Source organism: Gemmatimonadetes bacterium SCN 70-22, from assembly GCA_001724275.1.
In the GTDB taxonomy this organism is placed as follows: domain Bacteria; phylum Gemmatimonadota; class Gemmatimonadetes; order Gemmatimonadales; family Gemmatimonadaceae; genus SCN-70-22.
The window spans coordinates 32,551-48,067 of the sequence record MEDZ01000007.1 but is presented as its reverse complement, the minus strand read 5'-3'; the positions used below and the strand labels follow the sequence as shown (position 1 = coordinate 48,067).

Here is a 15,517-nt window from a genome sequence, read left to right as displayed (position 1 = left end):
CGTCACTCCCCCGCCGTGGGAACGGCGACGCGCCTGGCCGAGTCGCCCCCCGGCACCGCTCCCGGCGGTGCCGGCTGCGCCAGGAGCGAATCGAGCTTCCACGCCAGCACCGTGGCCGTCACCGGCCCCACGTGCTTGTACGCCACCCGTCCATCGCGCCCGATGAAGAATGTCTCGGGGACCCCGTAGAGTCCGTAGTCGATGGCGGTTCGCGTCCGCGGATCGTTCAGCGAGGGGTAGCTCTGCCCCCCCATCTCGGCGATCCAGCGCGTCCCGTTGCCCGGAACGTCGTTGTACAGCACCCCGTAGAACTTCACCCCTCTCGAGGCGTACGCCTCGGCCACCTGCGACAGCGTGCTGTGCTCGTCGCGGCACGCCAGGCACCATGAGGCCCAGAAGTTGAGCACCACCACCTCGCCCTCGTGATCGGCCAGGCGGACGGAGTCGCCGACGGCACGACGCTGGGCCCCCTCTCCCTCCGCGAAGACCGCCAGCGAGAACGGCGGCGCCGCTCGCCCGGGGAGCGGCGAGGGGATCTCCTTGGGATCGCGCGTCATGCCGTAGCCCAGCAGGAGGACGATCGGGATGGCGACGAGCGACGCGGTCGCTGCCCGCTTCCAGTTCATCAGTCGGCTCCCTCGAGCGAATTGGTCGCCATGATTCCCGCCGCCCCGCTCACCGGCGACACGCCGACCCCCACCGGCGGCACCACCGCCCCCATCCACGCCGGCGAGCGCCGCCGCGTGGGGAACATACTGATGATCGCCCCCAGGCAGATGATGCCACCGCCGAACCAGATCCACGGGACGAGCGGCTCGAGGATCACCTTGATGGTGGCGTCCGAGCCGTCGGGCTTGAAGGCCATCAGGTTCAGGTAGATGTCGCCCCACGGCCGGCTGCGGACGGCCGGCGTCGGGATCGGCTGCTGCGACGTGGGATAGAAGTTCATCGCCGGGTCGAGCCGCCCGATCTCGCGCCCTTCCCGGAGGATGGCCACGGACGCCGCGATGCGGGAGCGTTGCGGCTCCTCACGCCCGTAGACCTCGAGGAGCCGGAGCTCGAACGCCCCGGCGCGCATCGACTCGCCCTTCTTGAGCGTCGCCTCGTGCTCGGAGCGGAAGGTCGATGACGCCGCGATGGCGAGTGCCACCGCGACCACCCCCAGGTGCGCGACGTACCCGCCGTACCGCCGCCGGTTGGCACCCACCAGGCGCGCCAGCGCGGTCGCTGCGTCCTCGTTGCGGACCCGCATGCGCGCCCGCACCCCGGTCACGTACTCGCGCACGTTGGCCACCAGGGCGAACGAGGCGAAGGCGAACGACAACACCGCGTACACCTCGCGCGCCCCGGCGCCGATGGCGACGAGTGCCCCCACGAACGCCCCGATGGTCGGCGGCAGCAGCTGGCGACGTACCACCTCCTTCGACGCGCGGCGCCAGGGGAGCGCCGGCCCCACACCCATCAGGAAGAGGAGCGCCGCACACAACGGGAGCGTCATCTTGTTGAAGAACGGCTCCCCCACGCTCACCTTCACCCCGCGCGCCGCTTCGGCCACGATGGGGAAGAGCGTCCCGACCAGCACCGTGAAGGTGAAGGCCGTCAGCATCAGGTTGTTGAGCAGGAAGACGGTCTCGCGCGACGCGACGCTGTCGAGGCGCCCGTCGCTGGACAGCTGCTCGGAATTGCCGGCGACCAGGGCGAGCGACACGACCAGCGTGATGGCGATGGCCACCAGGAAGTACATCCCGATCGGCCCTTCGCCGAAGGCGTGCACCGACGACAGCACGCCCGAGCGCGTCAGGAAGGTGCCCAGGATGGTCAGGGCGAACGTCGTGACGATGAGGTTGAGGTTCCAGAGCTTCAGCATGCCGCGCCGCTCCTGGACCATCACCGAGTGGAGGAACGCGGTCGCGGTGAGCCACGGCATGAACGAGGCGTTCTCGACCGGGTCCCACGCCCAGTAGCCGCCCCATCCGAGCACTTCATAGGACCACCACATCCCGGCGATGATCGCCGCGGTCAGGAAGGCCCAGGCTCCCAGCGTCCAGCGGCGCGAGAGGCGGATCCAGTCGTCGCTGGCCACCTCGCCCGCCGCCATCGCCCCGACGGCGAAGGCGAACGGCACGGTGAGCCCCACGTATCCCAAGTAGAGCAGCGGGGGGTGCACCCCCATCAGGATGTGGTTCTGCAACAGCGGGTTGGGCCCGGGGCCATCGGGGGGGACGGGCGAGACCGGCGTGAACGGGTTGGCCGGACCCACCAGCAGGATGAGGAAGAAGACGCTGGTGGCCAGCATCACCATCGTCGTGTAGGGGATGAGCGCCCCCTCGCGGTCCCGGTTCCAGAAGACGACCAGCGCGGACAGGAGGGCGAGGACCCACGCCCAGAAGAGGATCGACCCCTCCAGCGCCCCCCACAGCGAGATGATGGTATAGAAGAGCGGCGTGGCCCGGCTCCCGACCTGCGCCACATAGCCCACGCTGAAGTCGTGGGTCACGAGCGCGAAGATCATCGCGAACGTGGCCACGGTGACGAGCGCGAACACGGCGTACGTCGCCGAGTAGGTCGCGTGAATGAGCGACTCGCGCGAGCGCCGGATGCCGATCGGGACCGCCACGACGCCGAAGGCCGCCACGGCGAGGGCCGCCATCAGCGCGTTGTACCCGAGGAGGCGCGTCATGACTTGCCGTCCTCGCGCAGTGTCTCGAACATCGCCTTGTACATCTCCTGCGGCGTCTGCCCGGGCTTGGGCGGATGATACTCCTCGGAGTGCTTGATCATGAGGTTGGTCGACTCGAAGACGCCGTCCTTGCCGAAGCGCCCTTCGCAGACCACCCCCATGCCGTCACGGAACATCTGCGGTGGCGCCCCCTTGGAGTGCACCTCGACCGTCTTGACGCCGTCGCTGAGCTGGAAGCGGAGGTCGAGCGTCTCCGCGTTCCATTTCACCGATCCGGGGGCGACCATCCCGCCGAGTCGCACCGGGACGTCGACGACTTCGGTCCCCTTCGCCAGCAGCTCCTGTGGCGTGAGGAAGAAGACGACGTTCTTGTCCAGGCCACCGTACATCAGGTAGCCGAAGGCTCCCAGGACGATCACGGCGGCGACCACCATGGCCGCCCGCTTGCGCCCCTCGACATTTCCGCTCATGACTCTTCTCCGGGATATTCCGCCTTCGCGTGTCGGAGGCGGCGCTCGGCCTCGCCGCGCACGCGCGCGAGGCGCCACGCATAGGCGAGCAGCACCGCCCAGGTGATCGTGAACGCCGCGACGATGAACTTCGTGTTGCTATCCATTGATCCCCCCACGGCCACCTAACGCGGCGCGCTCCTGCAGCAGTTCCGCCTCGCGCTCCATCCTGGCCGTCTCGTAGCGGTGCCGGATGAAGAAGACGAGGACCACCATCATCGCGATCGCGTTGAGCCGCAGCCCCACCGTGAAGCTCGAATCGAGGGTCTGCGGACTGGACTGCACCTGGTGCAGCGTCCGCCACCACCGTACCGACATGTATACGATGGGGACGTTGAGCGCTCCCAGGAGCCCCACGGCCGCGCTCCACTGGGCCCGGCGGTCGGGATCATCCACGAACGCCCGCAGGATGAGGTACCCCACGTAGAGGAAGAAGAGCACCGCGGTCGACGTCAGCCGCGGGTCCCACGTCCACCAGATCCCCCACGTGGGCTTGGCCCAGATCATCCCCAGTACCAGCGTCAGCCCGGTGAGGATCGTCCCCGACTCGGCGGCGGAGGCGGCCAGCAGGTCGTCCCGCTCCTGTCCCTTCCACAGGTAGCGCAGCGAAGCGATCGCGACGACGAAGAAGGCGATCATCATGTTCCACGCCGCCGGGACGTGGACGTACATGATCTTCTGCAGGTGCGCCATGTCCCGGTCGGCAGGGCTGCTGGCGATGGCCCACGCCTGCGCCGCCGCCACCAGCGCGAAGGCGCCGACCCCCAGCCAGAGCCCACGGGCGCGTGTCCCGGCACGCGCGGAGGTGGACATGTCTGCCGTCGTTACTCCCATCTCACACCTCGATCACGTATTCGAAGGCCAGCGTGGTTGCGACGAGAAAGATGATATCGAACGCACCCAGCAAACGCACCCAAGCCCCGGCCTCACGCATGGGGTCGCCCCCCATCAGGCTCGTCGACGCCTCGACCGCCGCCAGCAGGACGGGGATCAGCATCGGGAACAGGAGGAGCGGGAGGAGCACTTCCCGCGCCCGGCTCCGGCTCGACATCGCCGAGTAGAACGTCCCCAGCGTGACGAACCCGATGGTCCCGAGGAGCGTCACGGCCAGGAGTGTCGCCCACCCCGGAGGGAGGGCGACCTGATACAGGATGAACGCCACCGGGATCACGATCGCTTCCACGATCAGGACGAAGACCAGGTTGGCGATCAGCTTCCCGATGAAGATCGCCCATCGCGCCCCGGGATAGAGCAGGAGGGATTCCAGCGCCCCGCCGTCCAGCTCGAGTTGGTACGATCGGTTGAAGGCCAGCACGCCGGAAAACAGGATCGCCAGCCAGAGCGCCCCGGCGGCGGCGGCGCGGAGGGTGTTCGTGTCGGGGCCGACGGCGAAGCCGAAGAGGAGCAGGACCAGGATTCCCATGAAGGCGACGGCGTTGATCCCCGCCTTCGAGCGCCGCTCGGTGGTGAGGTCCTTCCAGACGATCGCCAGGATCCGCCGCCCTTCGTCGCGCAGCGTCACGAGCCCCCCTCGCCGAACACCGGTTCCAGCGCGTCGGCCGTGGTCGCTCCGGGCTCCGGCAAGGGGACGTCGGCATCGACGACGCCGTGCCTGAGGCGCACCAGGCGGTCGAGCATGTCGCCGGCACTGTGGCGGTCGTGCAGGACGATCATCGCCGAACCGCCGCGCGCGCGCACCTCGCGTACCACGTCGTTGACCAAGGCAATCCCCGCCGGATCGAAGTTGTTGTAGGGCTCGTCCAGGAGGAGCAGGCGGGGACGCTGCAGGAGGAGGCGGGCAAGCGAGAGCCGTCGCTGCATCCCGGCCGAGAAGGTTCGCACCGTCTCCTTGGTCTCGCGCCCGAGGCCGACCCGTTCCAGGAGATCGGGGATCTCCGCGAAGTCGCGCCCCAGCATCCGGCAGGCGAACTGGAGGTTCTCTTCCGCCGTGAGGTCGTCGTACAACCCGGGGTAGTGCGTGAGGAAGGCGATCGTCCCGCGGACCGCAGTCGCCTCCTTCGCGACGTCGCGCCCGAAGACGCGGGCCTTGCCGCCCGTCGGCTTGATGGCGGTGGAGAGGATGCGTAAAAGCGTGCTCTTTCCGCTTCCGTTGTGCCCCTCGACCCCCACAACTTCTCCCGCAGCGACCGACAGGGTGACGCCGCGCAGGGCCCACCGGCGCCCATAGCGCCTGGTGACCCCCTCGATTTCGACCGCTGTCGCGTCGTCGTGCCCTATCCTGACATTCACGGTCGGCAATCTAATCGTTGAGGACGCCCGTCGTGACCCGGGCACGTTCCTGACACGAGCGTCGTCCATCCCCTGAACTCGCAGCCCTGTGACCGACCTTCCCTCCCCGCCGAATGACCGCTCCGCTCCGACCCCGCGCGGCGACGCCGGGGGGAACGGGGGAGCGGAATCCAGACTACCGCGCTGCTTCCATGTCGCCCCGGACGGGGGGACGGTCTCCCGCGACCTGGGGGTGAAGGAGATCGCCAACGCCGTTCGCGAGGCGCAAGGGACCTTGTGGGTCGACATCGACTCCACGAGCCGCCAGCAGCTGGCCCTGCTCGAAAAGGTCTTCAACTTCCACCCGCTGGCCATCGAGGACGTGCTGAACCCGCTGAGCCGCCCCAAAGTCGAACCATATGACGGCTACCTGTTCGTGACGCTGCGGGTCGTCCGCCTCCAGGAGGCGACCACCGACCCGTACGACCTGGAGACGGACAACCTCTATTTCTTTCTCGGGCCCAGCTACCTCGTCACGGCGCACGCGGGGCCGTCGCCGAACGTGGACCAGGTGGCCTCGGTGGCGCTGCGCACCCCCGACCTCGTGTCGCGGGGCGCCGCACGGCTGGCGCACCACATCATGGACACGGCGATCGATGCGTTCTTCCCCATTCTCGACCGCATCGACGACTTCGTCGACTCCCTGGAGGAGCGGGTATTCGCACGCTTCGACGAGGAATCGCTGCGCGACATCTTCGCCGTCAAGCGGATGGTGCTCTCGCTCCGGCGCTACCTCTCGCCCCAGCGCGAGATCTTCAACGTCCTGTCGAATCGCCCCTCCCCGCTCCTCCCCCCCGAGGTGCAGCTGTACTTCCGCGACATATACGACCACATGCTGCGCATCAACGACGCGCTCGACACCTACCGCGACCTGATGAGCAGTACGATGGAGTCGTACCTGTCGCAGGTGTCGAACCGCCTCAACGTGGTCACGAAGGGGCTCTCGGTCGTCGCGACCCTCAGCGTCCCGTTCGTCGTCGTGAGCGGGATGTGGGGGATGAACTTCACCCGCATCCCGCTCTCGGCGCACCCCTACGGCTTCGAGATCATGCTCGTGGGACAGCTCGCGTTAGGCGGCGTCCTGGTCTGGCTCTTCCGCAGCCGGAAGTGGCTCTAGGACCTCGTCCCGTGCCCCACCGGCGCCGACTGACTCCCGTCTCCCGTCTCCCGTCTCCCGCCCGTCGTCACGGCACCGGCCCCCGCCAGGCCGTGATCCCCAGCTCCAGCAGCAACGCGACGAGCGCCAGCGCAAGCGGCCAGCGGAAGAGCTCGGTGAAGCGCGTGTAGACGCGCGTGTGCACCGGGCTCCGCTCCAGTCGGTCGATCTCCTCGGTGATGCGCTGCAGCGCCGCGGCGTCGCGGGCACGGAAGTAGCGCCCTCCCGTCTTCTGCGCCACCTCCGTCAGCAGGGCGTCGTCGATCTCCACGGGGCGGTTCTCGTACCGCAGCCCGAACACCCCGCGCCCCACGGGGACCGGCGCCATCCCCTCCGTCCCCACCCCGATCGCGTAGATCTTCACCCCGAACTCGGCCGCCGCCTGCGCCGCCGTCCGCGGGTCGATCGTCCCCCGGTTGTTCACCCCATCCGTCAGCAGGACGATCACCCGCGAACGCCCGGGGGCGGTACGCAGGCGGTTGGCCGCCGTCGCGATCGCCGTCCCGATCGCCGTCCCATCCTCCAATTGACCCGGTTGAAGGTTATCGATGGCGGCAATCACTACCGGATAATCCGTCGTGAGGGGAACCTGCGTCAGCGCCTCACCCGAGAAGGCGACGATCCCGATCCGGTCGCTCCCGCGAAGCCCGACGAACTGCTTGACCTTTTCCCGCGCCACTTCCAGCCGGTTCTGTGGCTGGAAGTCCTCAGCCAGCATCGAGCTCGAGATGTCGAAGGCGATCACGATGTTGATCCCCTCGCTGTTGGACTGCTCGCTCCGTCCGGCCATGCGCGGCCGCGCCATCGCCACCACGAGCCCCGCCAGCGCCAGGGTGCGTAACCCGATGATGGCGCGAGAGATCCATGCCCCCCGTCGTGGCCCCCTGGCCAGCAGCCCCACCCGCGAGAAGACGATGGCGGGGGGGTGACGACGACGGCGCCACCACCACCAGCCAGGGAGGAGGAGGAGCAACAGGAGGATCCACGGCGTGTGGAACTGGAGTTGCGTAAGCCAGGATGGCACGGGCGGAGCGGGAGGGGAGTTGGGCGGTTATACCACCAAAGTACCGCCGAGGTGCGTCCCGGGAATGCCGCCCGCAACGCCCGCACGGCAATGAGCGTCTTTCCCGGACGGGGCGCGGCGCCCCTGCGCCGGTTCCTTCGGACGATCGCCGCATCGACGCCGGCTCACCCCGGTCGCCCCTGCGACGTCCTCCCTGCTGCCATGAACGAAGAAGTCTTCCTTTCCAAGCTCTCCGACGCGGTCCTGATTCTCGGCCGCGATGGCGTGATTGCCAGTGCCAGCCGGGGGGCCGAGCGCGTACTCGGCTGGGCGCCGGACGCCCTCCGCATGCGTCGGGTGGCGAGCCTCATCCACGAGGACGTCCTGGCCGAGGCCACGCAGTCGCTGGCGCGCGTCGCCGAAGGGGTGGAATTGCACCTGCCGCAGCGCTGGCGCGTGCGTCGCGCCGACGGGAGCTGGCTGGAGGCCGAGTGCACTGCGACCCGGCTCGCCGACGCCCCCCCGGAGCGTTGCGTCGTCCTCGCGCTGCGCGAGGCCCCGGCCCGCCACGTGATCGCGACGGCCGATGCCCTGCGCGACCCGCTCACCGGCCTCGCGACGCGCGCCCTCCTGCGCGACCGGGCCGAGCACGCCCTGGCTCGCGCCCACCGCCAGCAATTGCCCCTGGCGATCCTCTCCCTCGAGTTCGACGATTTCCGCGCGCGCGGCGAGCGCGCCACCATCGAGGAGCTGGAGCGGATCATCGTCGGCGTCGCGACCCGCCTCTCCACGGTCCTCCGCTCGTCCGATTCGGCGGCGCGCATCGAGGGGGCGCGCTTCGCGATCCTCCTCGAGGACATGGCCGACGAGTCGAACTTCGTGCAGGTCGCCGACCGGATCGGCCAGGCCTTCGCCGCCCCCATCCTCGTCGACGGCAAGGACTTCGTGGGCAACGCCAACCTCGGGATTGCCAGCGCCATGCCCGAGGATTCGGTGGACGACATGCTGCGCCACGCCGACGTCGCGCTCCGCGCGGCCCGGCGCCGCGGACGCGGGGCGTGCGAGCTGTTCGATCCCCGCGTGCACGAGCCGGCGCTGGCGCACACGCGTCTCGAGGACGACCTGCGCCAGGCGATCGACGCCGGGGACTTCTCGCTGGTGTACCAGCCCATCGTGATCCTGCGGTCGCGCCGGATCGCGGGGGTGGAGGCGCTGGTGCGCTGGAACCATCGCGGGCGCGGGCTGATCCCCGCCGCGGCCTTCATCCCGGTCGCCGAGGAGACGGGGCTCATCGTCCCGCTCGGGCGCTGGATCCTCAGGGAGGCGTGCCGCCAGGCCAAGACCTGGCAGGATACCATCGGCCCCGATCGCTCGCTCACCGTGACCGTCAACATCACGGCGCGCCAACTCCTCCACCCCCGCTTCGTCGATGACGTGACGGCGGCCCTCCGCGCGAGCGCGATCGAGCCGCACCGCCTCGTGCTCGAGATCGCCGAGGGGGCGCTGGCGAGCACCATGGCCGAGGCGCTGGAGCGGTTGCGCCAGGTGCGCGCCCTCGGCGTGCGGATCGCCATCGACGATTACGGCTCGCGGTCCGCGTCGTTAGGCGACCCGGCGGACATCCCGGTCGACATCCTGAAGATCGACCGCAGCTACATCAGCCAGGTGACGCGCCGCCCCGAGGAGCACGCGGCCACGCGGGCCATCGTCGCCCTGGGGAAGCTCAAGCGGCTGCGGACCGTAGCCGAGGGGATCGAACGCGAGGAGCAGCTGGCGGAGCTCCTCCGCTTCCGCTGCGAGTATGGGCAGGGGACGCTCTTCTCCGAGCCGGTCACGGCCGACGGCTTCCTCGAGCTCCTGCGGCGGGACTAGCGGCGCTCGCCGGGCACTCGCCGGGCGCTCGCCGGGCGCTCGCCGGGCACGCGCCGGGCACGCGTCAGGCGCTCGCCCGCTGTCCGGCGGAGGCCGGGGAGGCGGCGGCCGGGTGACGCGAGTCAGGCGCCGGCCGAGTGACGCGAGTCAGGCGCGAGCCGGGGGGTCGGAAGCGACCGCCCCTCCCTCCCCCTCGTCCGCCGAGCCCACGCGGTTGGCCGTGGGGTCGGCGAGCGGGTAGGGGACCTTCATCTCCATCGTCCGCGTGACGCTGCGGTCGATGTATTCCTCGCGGTACAGCCGCAACAGCACGAAGAAGTACTGGATGGCGAGCGGCCCGAGGAGGACCCCCAGCAGCCCGAAGTAGGCGACACCGGCAAAGGCGCCCACCAGGGTTATGAGCGGGTGGATGTTGGAGACGCGCTTGAAGACGATGGGGCGGATGACGTTGTCGATGTTGCTCGCGACCCCCGCCCCGATGAGGAAGAGCGCCACCGCCGAGCCGTAGCGCGTCTGCGCGGCCAGGACGAGCGTTCCCGGGAGCCAGACGAGGGCGCTCCCCAGCACCGGGAGGATCGAGGCGAAGCCGGTCACCACGCCCCAGAGCGAGGCGTTCGGGAGGCCGACCACGCGGAAGCCGACGCCGATGATCGTCCCCTGCAGCACGGCCGTGAGCGCCGTGCCGAGGAGGGTGGCGTGCGTCACGCTGTAGAAGCGCGTGCGCAGCTCGTCCGCGGTCTCGGCGGAGAACGGGAGGACGCGCCGGAAGGTGCGCCACGACGTCTCCGACGAGACCAGCATGTAGTAGAGGGCGAAGAACGAGATGACGAGGTTGAGCGTGGCCTTGGCGGCCCCGCCGACGAACAGGAAGGCCTGCCGTGACAGCCACTGGGTGAAGGTCCCGCTGGCCTTCGCGATCTCGCTTCCGACGTCGATGTTCCCGATGCGGATCAGCGACAGACGCTGGATGACGTCGCTCTGTTGGGTGCTGCGGAGCGCGTCAGGGAGCTGGTCGGCGGCGAGGAAGATGATCCACGCGACCGGGAGGGCGATGCCGAGGATGGCGCCGATGAGGGTGATGGCGGCGGCGAGGTCGGGGTTCATCACCCGCCTGAGGCGCTGGTACGCCGGCGAGCAGATCACGTACAGGACCGCCGCCCCGAGGAGTCCCGAGGCGAAGGGGGCGAGCGCGATCAGGATCCCGACGCCCAGCAGGACGATGACCAGCGCCGCGCGCTGTTGCTTGGAATGGAGGAAGTCCATGGGAGGGCATGGCGACAGGGAGCGTCAGGCGTCGCCGAACGATGGCGTCGCGCCCCATCCGTCGCAACAGCGCCCTATCCCACGGGGCGCAGGAGCTTTTCGCGGTCCTTGAGCTCCGCCTCGATGCGCCCGCACATGACGTCGCAGAGGCGGAAGATGTCCTTGTCCATCAGGGCGTAGTAGACGAACAGCCCTTCCTTGCGGCGGCGCACGAAGCCCAGCGTGTGGAGGTGCGCCAGGTGCTTGGAGACGTTGGCCTGGGACAGCTCCGTCGCATCGACCAGGTCCCCGACCGTCATCTCGCCCGGGCGCAGGGCGTTGAGCAGGCGGAGGCGGGCCGGGTCGGCGAGCGCCTTGAAGCGCTCGGCCACCAGGGTCAGGAGTTCCGGGGACATCGACTTGGCCACGGCGTCGTCTCCTTCGCAGCACCACGGGGGGAGGGGGCAATCGGACTGCTGGACCATAATATACTCACTCAGTAATATTGTGGCAGCCACCCGCCCCCGCTGGCCCGGGGGGCCGGTCCACCCGCGAGGAGGAACCCATGGTACGGCAGACGACGCGTTACGGTATCGGGATCACCGTCCCCCTGTCCTACGACGAGGCGGTGGCCCGGACCCGCGAGGCGCTGGCCCGCGAGGGCTTCGGCGTGCTCACGGAGATCGACGTCCGCGCCACGATGAAGAAGAAGCTCGACGTCGACTTCCGCCCCTACATCATCCTGGGGGCCTGCAACCCACCGATCGCGCACCGGGCGCTGAGCGCCGAGCGCGACATCGGCCTCCTCCTCCCGTGCAACGTCGTGGTCTACGCCGGCGACGACGAGGGGACGAGCGTGGTGGCCGCGATGGACCCGGTCGAGGCGTTGCAGCTCACGGGACGCGACGACATCCGCGAGATGGCGCTCGACGTCCGGCAGCGGCTGGAACGCGCGCTGGCCGACGTGGAACAGGGGGCGGGGCGCTAGACGCCCCGCCACCCGGCGCGCCGGAACGGCCGGCGCACCGGGGCCCCCGCGCCGGCCGTCCGGCCGCCTGCCGCGGGCGCCCCCTGCCGTTTCCACCATCAGGTCGTACGGCACCCGAACAGGCCGAACCGTGCCAGGATCTTCTCCAGCGGGCAGAACTGCGTGAAGCTCGACTGCAGCAGGTTCACCCCCACGAACGCCGTGAAGGCGTACCACCAGGGGTCGACCCAGGTGCCGAGCGCCAGCGAGAGGAGGATGAAGACGCCGGCGAAGCGGCGGATGATGTGGTCACGACACATGGCAATCGGTTCTCCAGTCAGAGGTAGTCTTCCGTCGGCATCGTGGCGACGTGGAGGTGCTCCCCCTCCGCCGCTCTTGCCTTGTAGTCGATCAGGGCGGCGCGCAGCTCGGCCACCCGGTCGGCCGGGACGACGCTGATGAACACCGTCGCCGTCCCGGGCCAGGCCCGCGTCCCCTCGATCTTCCCCGTCGCCCCGGCCCCGCGGGCGTTCACGAACTCGGTGTACCCGGGCGCGTCGTACGCCTCAAGCAACGCCGCGATGCGCTGCGGCGTCGGCCCGCTGTAGATCAGCAGCAACAACTTCATCTGAATCTCCGGAACGGCGGTGCATCAGCTCCCAGTAGAGGAGTGGCACCACCACCATGGTGAGGAGGGTGGCGACGATCGCGCCCGACATGAGCGCCACCGCCAGCCCCTGGAAGATCGGGTCGAGCACCATCACGAGGCCGCCGATCACGACCGCCGCGGCGGTGAGGGCGATGGGACGGAAGCGGACGCTCCCGGCCTCGATCACCGCCTCGCGCAGCGTTCGGCCGCGTGCCTCGGCCAGCTGGATGAAGTCCACCAGGAGGATCGAGTTGCGGACGATGATCCCCGCCAGGGCGATCATCCCGATCATCGACGTGGCAGTGAAGAAGGCCCCCGTCACCGCGTGGCCGGGGAGGATCCCGATCAGCGTCAGCGGAATGGGCGCCATGATCACCAGCGGCGTCTTGAACGACTGGAACCAGCCGACCACCAGGACGTAGATCAGGATCAGGACGGCGGCGAACGCGATCCCCAGGTCGCGGAAGACCTCGATCGTCACCTGCCACTCCCCGTCCCACTTCATCGCCAGCTCGTCGACCCGCTCCGGCTGCACCGCGTTGTACCTGGCGATCTCCGCCCCGTTGATGCGCAGCGCATCCAGCTTCTCGTTCATCGCGAGGATGGCGTACACCGGCGACTCGACCGACCCCGCCACGTCACCCGTGACGTAGATGACCGGGCGCAGGTTGCGACGGACCCGCGCGCTCTCGCGCACCCCCTCCTCCACCGTGACGAACCGCCCGAGCGGCTGCGGCCCCATCATCGTGGCCACCGGGATCGCGAGCAGCGCCTCGACCGACGAGCGGTCCTCGAGCGCCAGGCGCGGGACGATTGCCGTCCCCTCGCGCGCCTCCGGGGTGGAGGCGATCCCGGCCGGTGCCCCCGAGAGCGCGAGGTAGAGCGTCTGCGTGACCTGCTCCACGCTCGCCCCGCTGCGCGCCGCCACCACGCGATCCACCCGGAAGGTGCGCTTGGCCTGCGGCGCCTCGATGGTCCAGTCGACGTCCACCACGCCCTCGGTCGACTCGAAGATCTTCTTCACCTCGGTCGCCGCGGCGATGCGCACGCTGTCGTTGGGGCCGTACACCTCGGCCACCAGCGTCGACATCACGGGCGGCCCCGGCGGGATCTCGGCCACCTTCACCGACGCCTGGTACCGCTGCGCGATGCTGTCAAGGTGCGGGCGCACGGCGACCGCGATATCGTGGCTCTGCCGGTCGCGCGCCCCCTTGTCGAGCAGGTTCACCTGCACGTCCACCACGTTGGCGCCGCGGCGCATGAAGTAGTGCCGCACCAGCCCGTTGAAGTTGAACGGCGCCGCCGTCCCCGCGTACACCTCGGTGCTCTTCACCTCGGGCACCGTCCGCAGGTACGAGGCGATCGACTCGCCCAGCGCCTGGCTCGTCTCCAGCGTCGTCCCCTCGGGGAGGTCGGCGATGACCTGGAACTCGCTCTTGTTGTCGAACGGGAGCATCTTCACCTGCACCGCCTTCACGGCGAGCAGCCCCACCGAGACGAGGAGCATCGCCACCGTGGCCCCGTAGAAGGCATAACGGCGCCCCTTCTTCTCGATGAGCGGGGTCATGAGGCGCGTGTAGAACGCGCCGAACTTCCCCCCTTCCTCGGGCTCGTGCGCCCGGTCGACCTTGAGGCGCGCCTTGGCCACGTGGCCGCGCAGCAGCTTGAGCGCGATCCACGGCGTCACGATGAACGCCACCGCCAGCGACGCGATCATCGCCACCGAGGCCCCCACCGGGATCGGACGCATGTACGGCCCCATCATCCCCGACACGAAGGCCATCGGGAGGATGGCCGCGATCACGGTGAGCGTGGCCAGGATCGTCGGGTTCCCGACCTCGTCCACCCCCTCCACCGCCGCCACCTCGGGGGTGCGGTCGCCGCGGATCATGTGGCGATAGATGTTCTCCACCACCACGATGGCGTCGTCGACCAGGATCCCGATGGAGAAGATCAGCGCGAAGAGCGTGATGCGGTTGAGCGTGTAGCCCAGCGCGTAGTACACGAAGAGCGTGAGTGCCAGCGTGACGGGGACCGCCACCAGCACCACCAGCGCCTCGCGCCACCCCAGGAACAGGCCGACCAGGAGCGTCACCGAGACCGTGGCGATGAGCAGGTGCAAGATCAGCTCCTGCGCCTTGTGCCCCGCCGTCTCGCCGTAGTCGCGCGTCACCTCGAGCGTCACGTCCTGCGGGAGGATGCGCTCACGGGCCGCCTCCACGCGCGCACCGACCGCCTTGGTCACGACCGTGGCGTTGGCCCCCTTCCGCTTGGCGACGCTGATCGTCACCGCCGGCATCGACGGGCCGCCCGCCTGGGCGTGCGACACGTAGTCCGACAGCTCGCCGAACTCCTCGGTCACCGCCGCCACGTCGCGCAGCATCACCGGCGCCCCGCCGCGTGCGCTGATCACCACGCTCGCGACGTCGGTGGCGGTGGCGAGGGCCGCCCCGGCGTCGACCCGGAAGACCTGGTTGCCCGACGAGAACTCCCCCGCCTGCAAGCGGGCGTTGGCGCCGCGCAGCGCCATCGCCACCTCGCCCGGGGTCACCCCGCGCGCCGCGAGGCGCGCCGGGTCGATCGTCACCCGGATCTGCTTCGGCTGCCCGCCCACGACGAACGTCTCCGACACGTCGGTCACCGTGCGGATCTCGTCCTCGAGGTGCGTGGCGATCTGGCGCAGCTCGTTCGAGTTGTACCGCGACGAGGCCAGCGTCAGCGTCATCACGGGGACGTCGTCGATCGAGTGCGGCTTGACCAGCGGTGGCATCGCCCCGGCCGGCGCCTGGTCCATGGCCGAGGCCAGCTTGGCGTGCACCCTGGTGATGCTGCGCTCCTGGTCCTCGCCCACGTTGAAGCGCACCGTCACCATCGTGTAGCCCTCGCCGGCCAGCGAGTACACATGCTCGACACCGGGAATCTCCCACATCCGCCGCTCGATGGGGCGGGTGACGAGGTTCTCGACCTCCTGCGCACCGGCCCCCGGGAGGGCGGCGATCACGTCGATCATCGGGACGGAGATCTGCGGCTCCTCTTCCCGCGGCGTGGCCATCATCCCGAGCAGCCCGACGATCAGCGACGCCACCGTCACCAGCGGCGTCAGCTTGGACTGCAGGAATGCCTTGGCAATGCGTCCTGAGATGCCCATGG

At 69.6% G+C, this 15,517-nt stretch carries 15 protein-coding genes; 3 read left to right on the top strand and 12 right to left on the bottom strand.

Annotated elements, in window-relative coordinates:
- Positions 1-2: 2 nt before the first annotated feature.
- The 6 genes from ABS52_05520 to ABS52_05495 form a co-directional block, all read right to left on the bottom strand.
- Positions 3-626, bottom strand: a complete 624-nt coding sequence (locus ABS52_05520; GenBank protein ODT04277.1) for a hypothetical protein — start codon at positions 624-626, stop codon at positions 3-5.
- Positions 626-2,680 carry a hypothetical protein gene (locus ABS52_05515; GenBank protein ODT04276.1) on the bottom strand — a complete coding sequence of 685 codons (2,055 nt, stop codon included), beginning with the start codon at positions 2,678-2,680 and terminating at the stop codon, positions 626-628. Before ABS52_05515 ends, ABS52_05520 begins: the two co-directional genes overlap by 1 nt.
- Positions 2,677-3,114, bottom strand: coding sequence for a hypothetical protein (locus ABS52_05510; GenBank protein ODT04323.1), 438 nt, complete (start codon positions 3,112-3,114; stop codon positions 2,677-2,679). Before ABS52_05510 ends, ABS52_05515 begins: the two co-directional genes overlap by 4 nt.
- Positions 3,115-3,288: 174 nt before the next feature.
- On the bottom strand, positions 3,289-4,002 hold the full coding sequence (locus ABS52_05505; GenBank protein ID ODT04275.1) for a hypothetical protein: 714 nt from the start codon (positions 4,000-4,002) through the stop codon (positions 3,289-3,291).
- A gap of 22 nt (positions 4,003-4,024) precedes the next feature.
- Positions 4,025-4,705 carry a hypothetical protein gene (locus tag ABS52_05500; protein ODT04322.1) on the bottom strand — a complete coding sequence of 227 codons (681 nt, stop codon included), beginning with the start codon at positions 4,703-4,705 and terminating at the stop codon, positions 4,025-4,027.
- Between the two features lie 2 nt (positions 4,706-4,707).
- Complete coding sequence (locus ABS52_05495) at positions 4,708-5,454, bottom strand: heme ABC exporter, ATP-binding protein CcmA (protein ID ODT04321.1); 747 nt, start codon at positions 5,452-5,454, stop codon at positions 4,708-4,710.
- A gap of 217 nt (positions 5,455-5,671) precedes the next feature.
- Here ABS52_05495 and ABS52_05490 point away from each other — a divergent pair, with 217 nt between their 5' ends.
- Positions 5,672-6,595, top strand: a complete 924-nt coding sequence (locus tag ABS52_05490; GenBank protein ID ODT04274.1) for a magnesium and cobalt transport protein CorA — start codon at positions 5,672-5,674, stop codon at positions 6,593-6,595.
- A 67-nt stretch (positions 6,596-6,662) separates the two neighbouring features.
- Here the strand turns inward: ABS52_05490 and ABS52_05485 are convergent, their stop codons facing one another.
- Complete coding sequence (locus tag ABS52_05485) at positions 6,663-7,658, bottom strand: hypothetical protein (protein ODT04273.1); 996 nt, start codon at positions 7,656-7,658, stop codon at positions 6,663-6,665.
- Between the two features lie 201 nt (positions 7,659-7,859).
- Between ABS52_05485 and ABS52_05480 the strand changes: the two genes are divergently transcribed.
- Complete coding sequence (locus ABS52_05480; protein ID ODT04272.1) at positions 7,860-9,509, top strand: hypothetical protein; 1,650 nt, start codon at positions 7,860-7,862, stop codon at positions 9,507-9,509.
- A gap of 147 nt (positions 9,510-9,656) precedes the next feature.
- Here ABS52_05480 and ABS52_05475 read toward each other — a convergent pair whose 3' ends face one another.
- The gene (locus tag ABS52_05475) at positions 9,657-10,772 is read right to left on the bottom strand and encodes a hypothetical protein (GenBank protein ODT04271.1); all 1,116 of its coding nucleotides are present in this window, start codon (positions 10,770-10,772) and stop codon (positions 9,657-9,659) included.
- 74 nt (positions 10,773-10,846) lie between these two features.
- A complete protein-coding gene (locus tag ABS52_05470) occupies positions 10,847-11,167 on the bottom strand; it encodes a transcriptional regulator (GenBank protein ODT04320.1) in 321 nt (106 codons plus the stop codon).
- Between the two features lie 149 nt (positions 11,168-11,316).
- Here ABS52_05470 and ABS52_05465 point away from each other — a divergent pair, with 149 nt between their 5' ends.
- Positions 11,317-11,739, top strand: a complete 423-nt coding sequence (locus ABS52_05465) for a hypothetical protein (protein ODT04270.1) — start codon at positions 11,317-11,319, stop codon at positions 11,737-11,739.
- Positions 11,740-11,837: 98 nt separating this feature from the next.
- Here ABS52_05465 and ABS52_05460 read toward each other — a convergent pair whose 3' ends face one another.
- Genes ABS52_05460 through ABS52_05450 form a run of 3 tightly spaced genes read right to left on the bottom strand, consistent with a single transcriptional unit; the run spans position 11,838 to position 15,515 of the window.
- The gene (locus ABS52_05460; GenBank protein ID ODT04269.1) at positions 11,838-12,038 is read right to left on the bottom strand and encodes a hypothetical protein; all 201 of its coding nucleotides are present in this window, start codon (positions 12,036-12,038) and stop codon (positions 11,838-11,840) included.
- A gap of 17 nt (positions 12,039-12,055) precedes the next feature.
- On the bottom strand, positions 12,056-12,337 hold the full coding sequence (locus ABS52_05455; GenBank protein ODT04268.1) for a hypothetical protein: 282 nt from the start codon (positions 12,335-12,337) through the stop codon (positions 12,056-12,058).
- A complete protein-coding gene (locus tag ABS52_05450) occupies positions 12,285-15,515 on the bottom strand; it encodes a multidrug transporter AcrB (protein ID ODT04267.1) in 3,231 nt (1,076 codons plus the stop codon). Before ABS52_05450 ends, ABS52_05455 begins: the two co-directional genes overlap by 53 nt.
- Between the last annotated feature and the right edge of the window lie 2 nt (positions 15,516-15,517).

Coding starts and splice junctions, on each gene's coding strand:
- ABS52_05520 (ODT04277.1), bottom strand. CDS start 626: ATGAACTGGAAGCGGGCAGCGACCGCGTCGCTCGTCGCCATCCCGATC.
- ABS52_05515 (ODT04276.1), bottom strand. CDS start 2,680: ATGACGCGCCTCCTCGGGTACAACGCGCTGATGGCGGCCCTCGCCGTG.
- ABS52_05510 (ODT04323.1), bottom strand. CDS start 3,114: ATGGTGGTCGCCGCCGTGATCGTCCTGGGAGCCTTCGGCTACCTGATG.
- ABS52_05505 (ODT04275.1), bottom strand. CDS start 4,002: ATGTCCACCTCCGCGCGTGCCGGGACACGCGCCCGTGGGCTCTGGCTG.
- ABS52_05480 (ODT04272.1), top strand. CDS start 7,860: ATGAACGAAGAAGTCTTCCTTTCCAAGCTCTCCGACGCGGTCCTGATT.
- ABS52_05475 (ODT04271.1), bottom strand. CDS start 10,772: ATGGACTTCCTCCATTCCAAGCAACAGCGCGCGGCGCTGGTCATCGTC.
- ABS52_05470 (ODT04320.1), bottom strand. CDS start 11,167: ATGTCCCCGGAACTCCTGACCCTGGTGGCCGAGCGCTTCAAGGCGCTC.
- ABS52_05465 (ODT04270.1), top strand. CDS start 11,317: ATGGTACGGCAGACGACGCGTTACGGTATCGGGATCACCGTCCCCCTG.
- ABS52_05460 (ODT04269.1), bottom strand. CDS start 12,038: ATGTGTCGTGACCACATCATCCGCCGCTTCGCCGGCGTCTTCATCCTC.
- ABS52_05450 (ODT04267.1), bottom strand. CDS start 15,515: ATGGGCATCTCAGGACGCATTGCCAAGGCATTCCTGCAGTCCAAGCTG.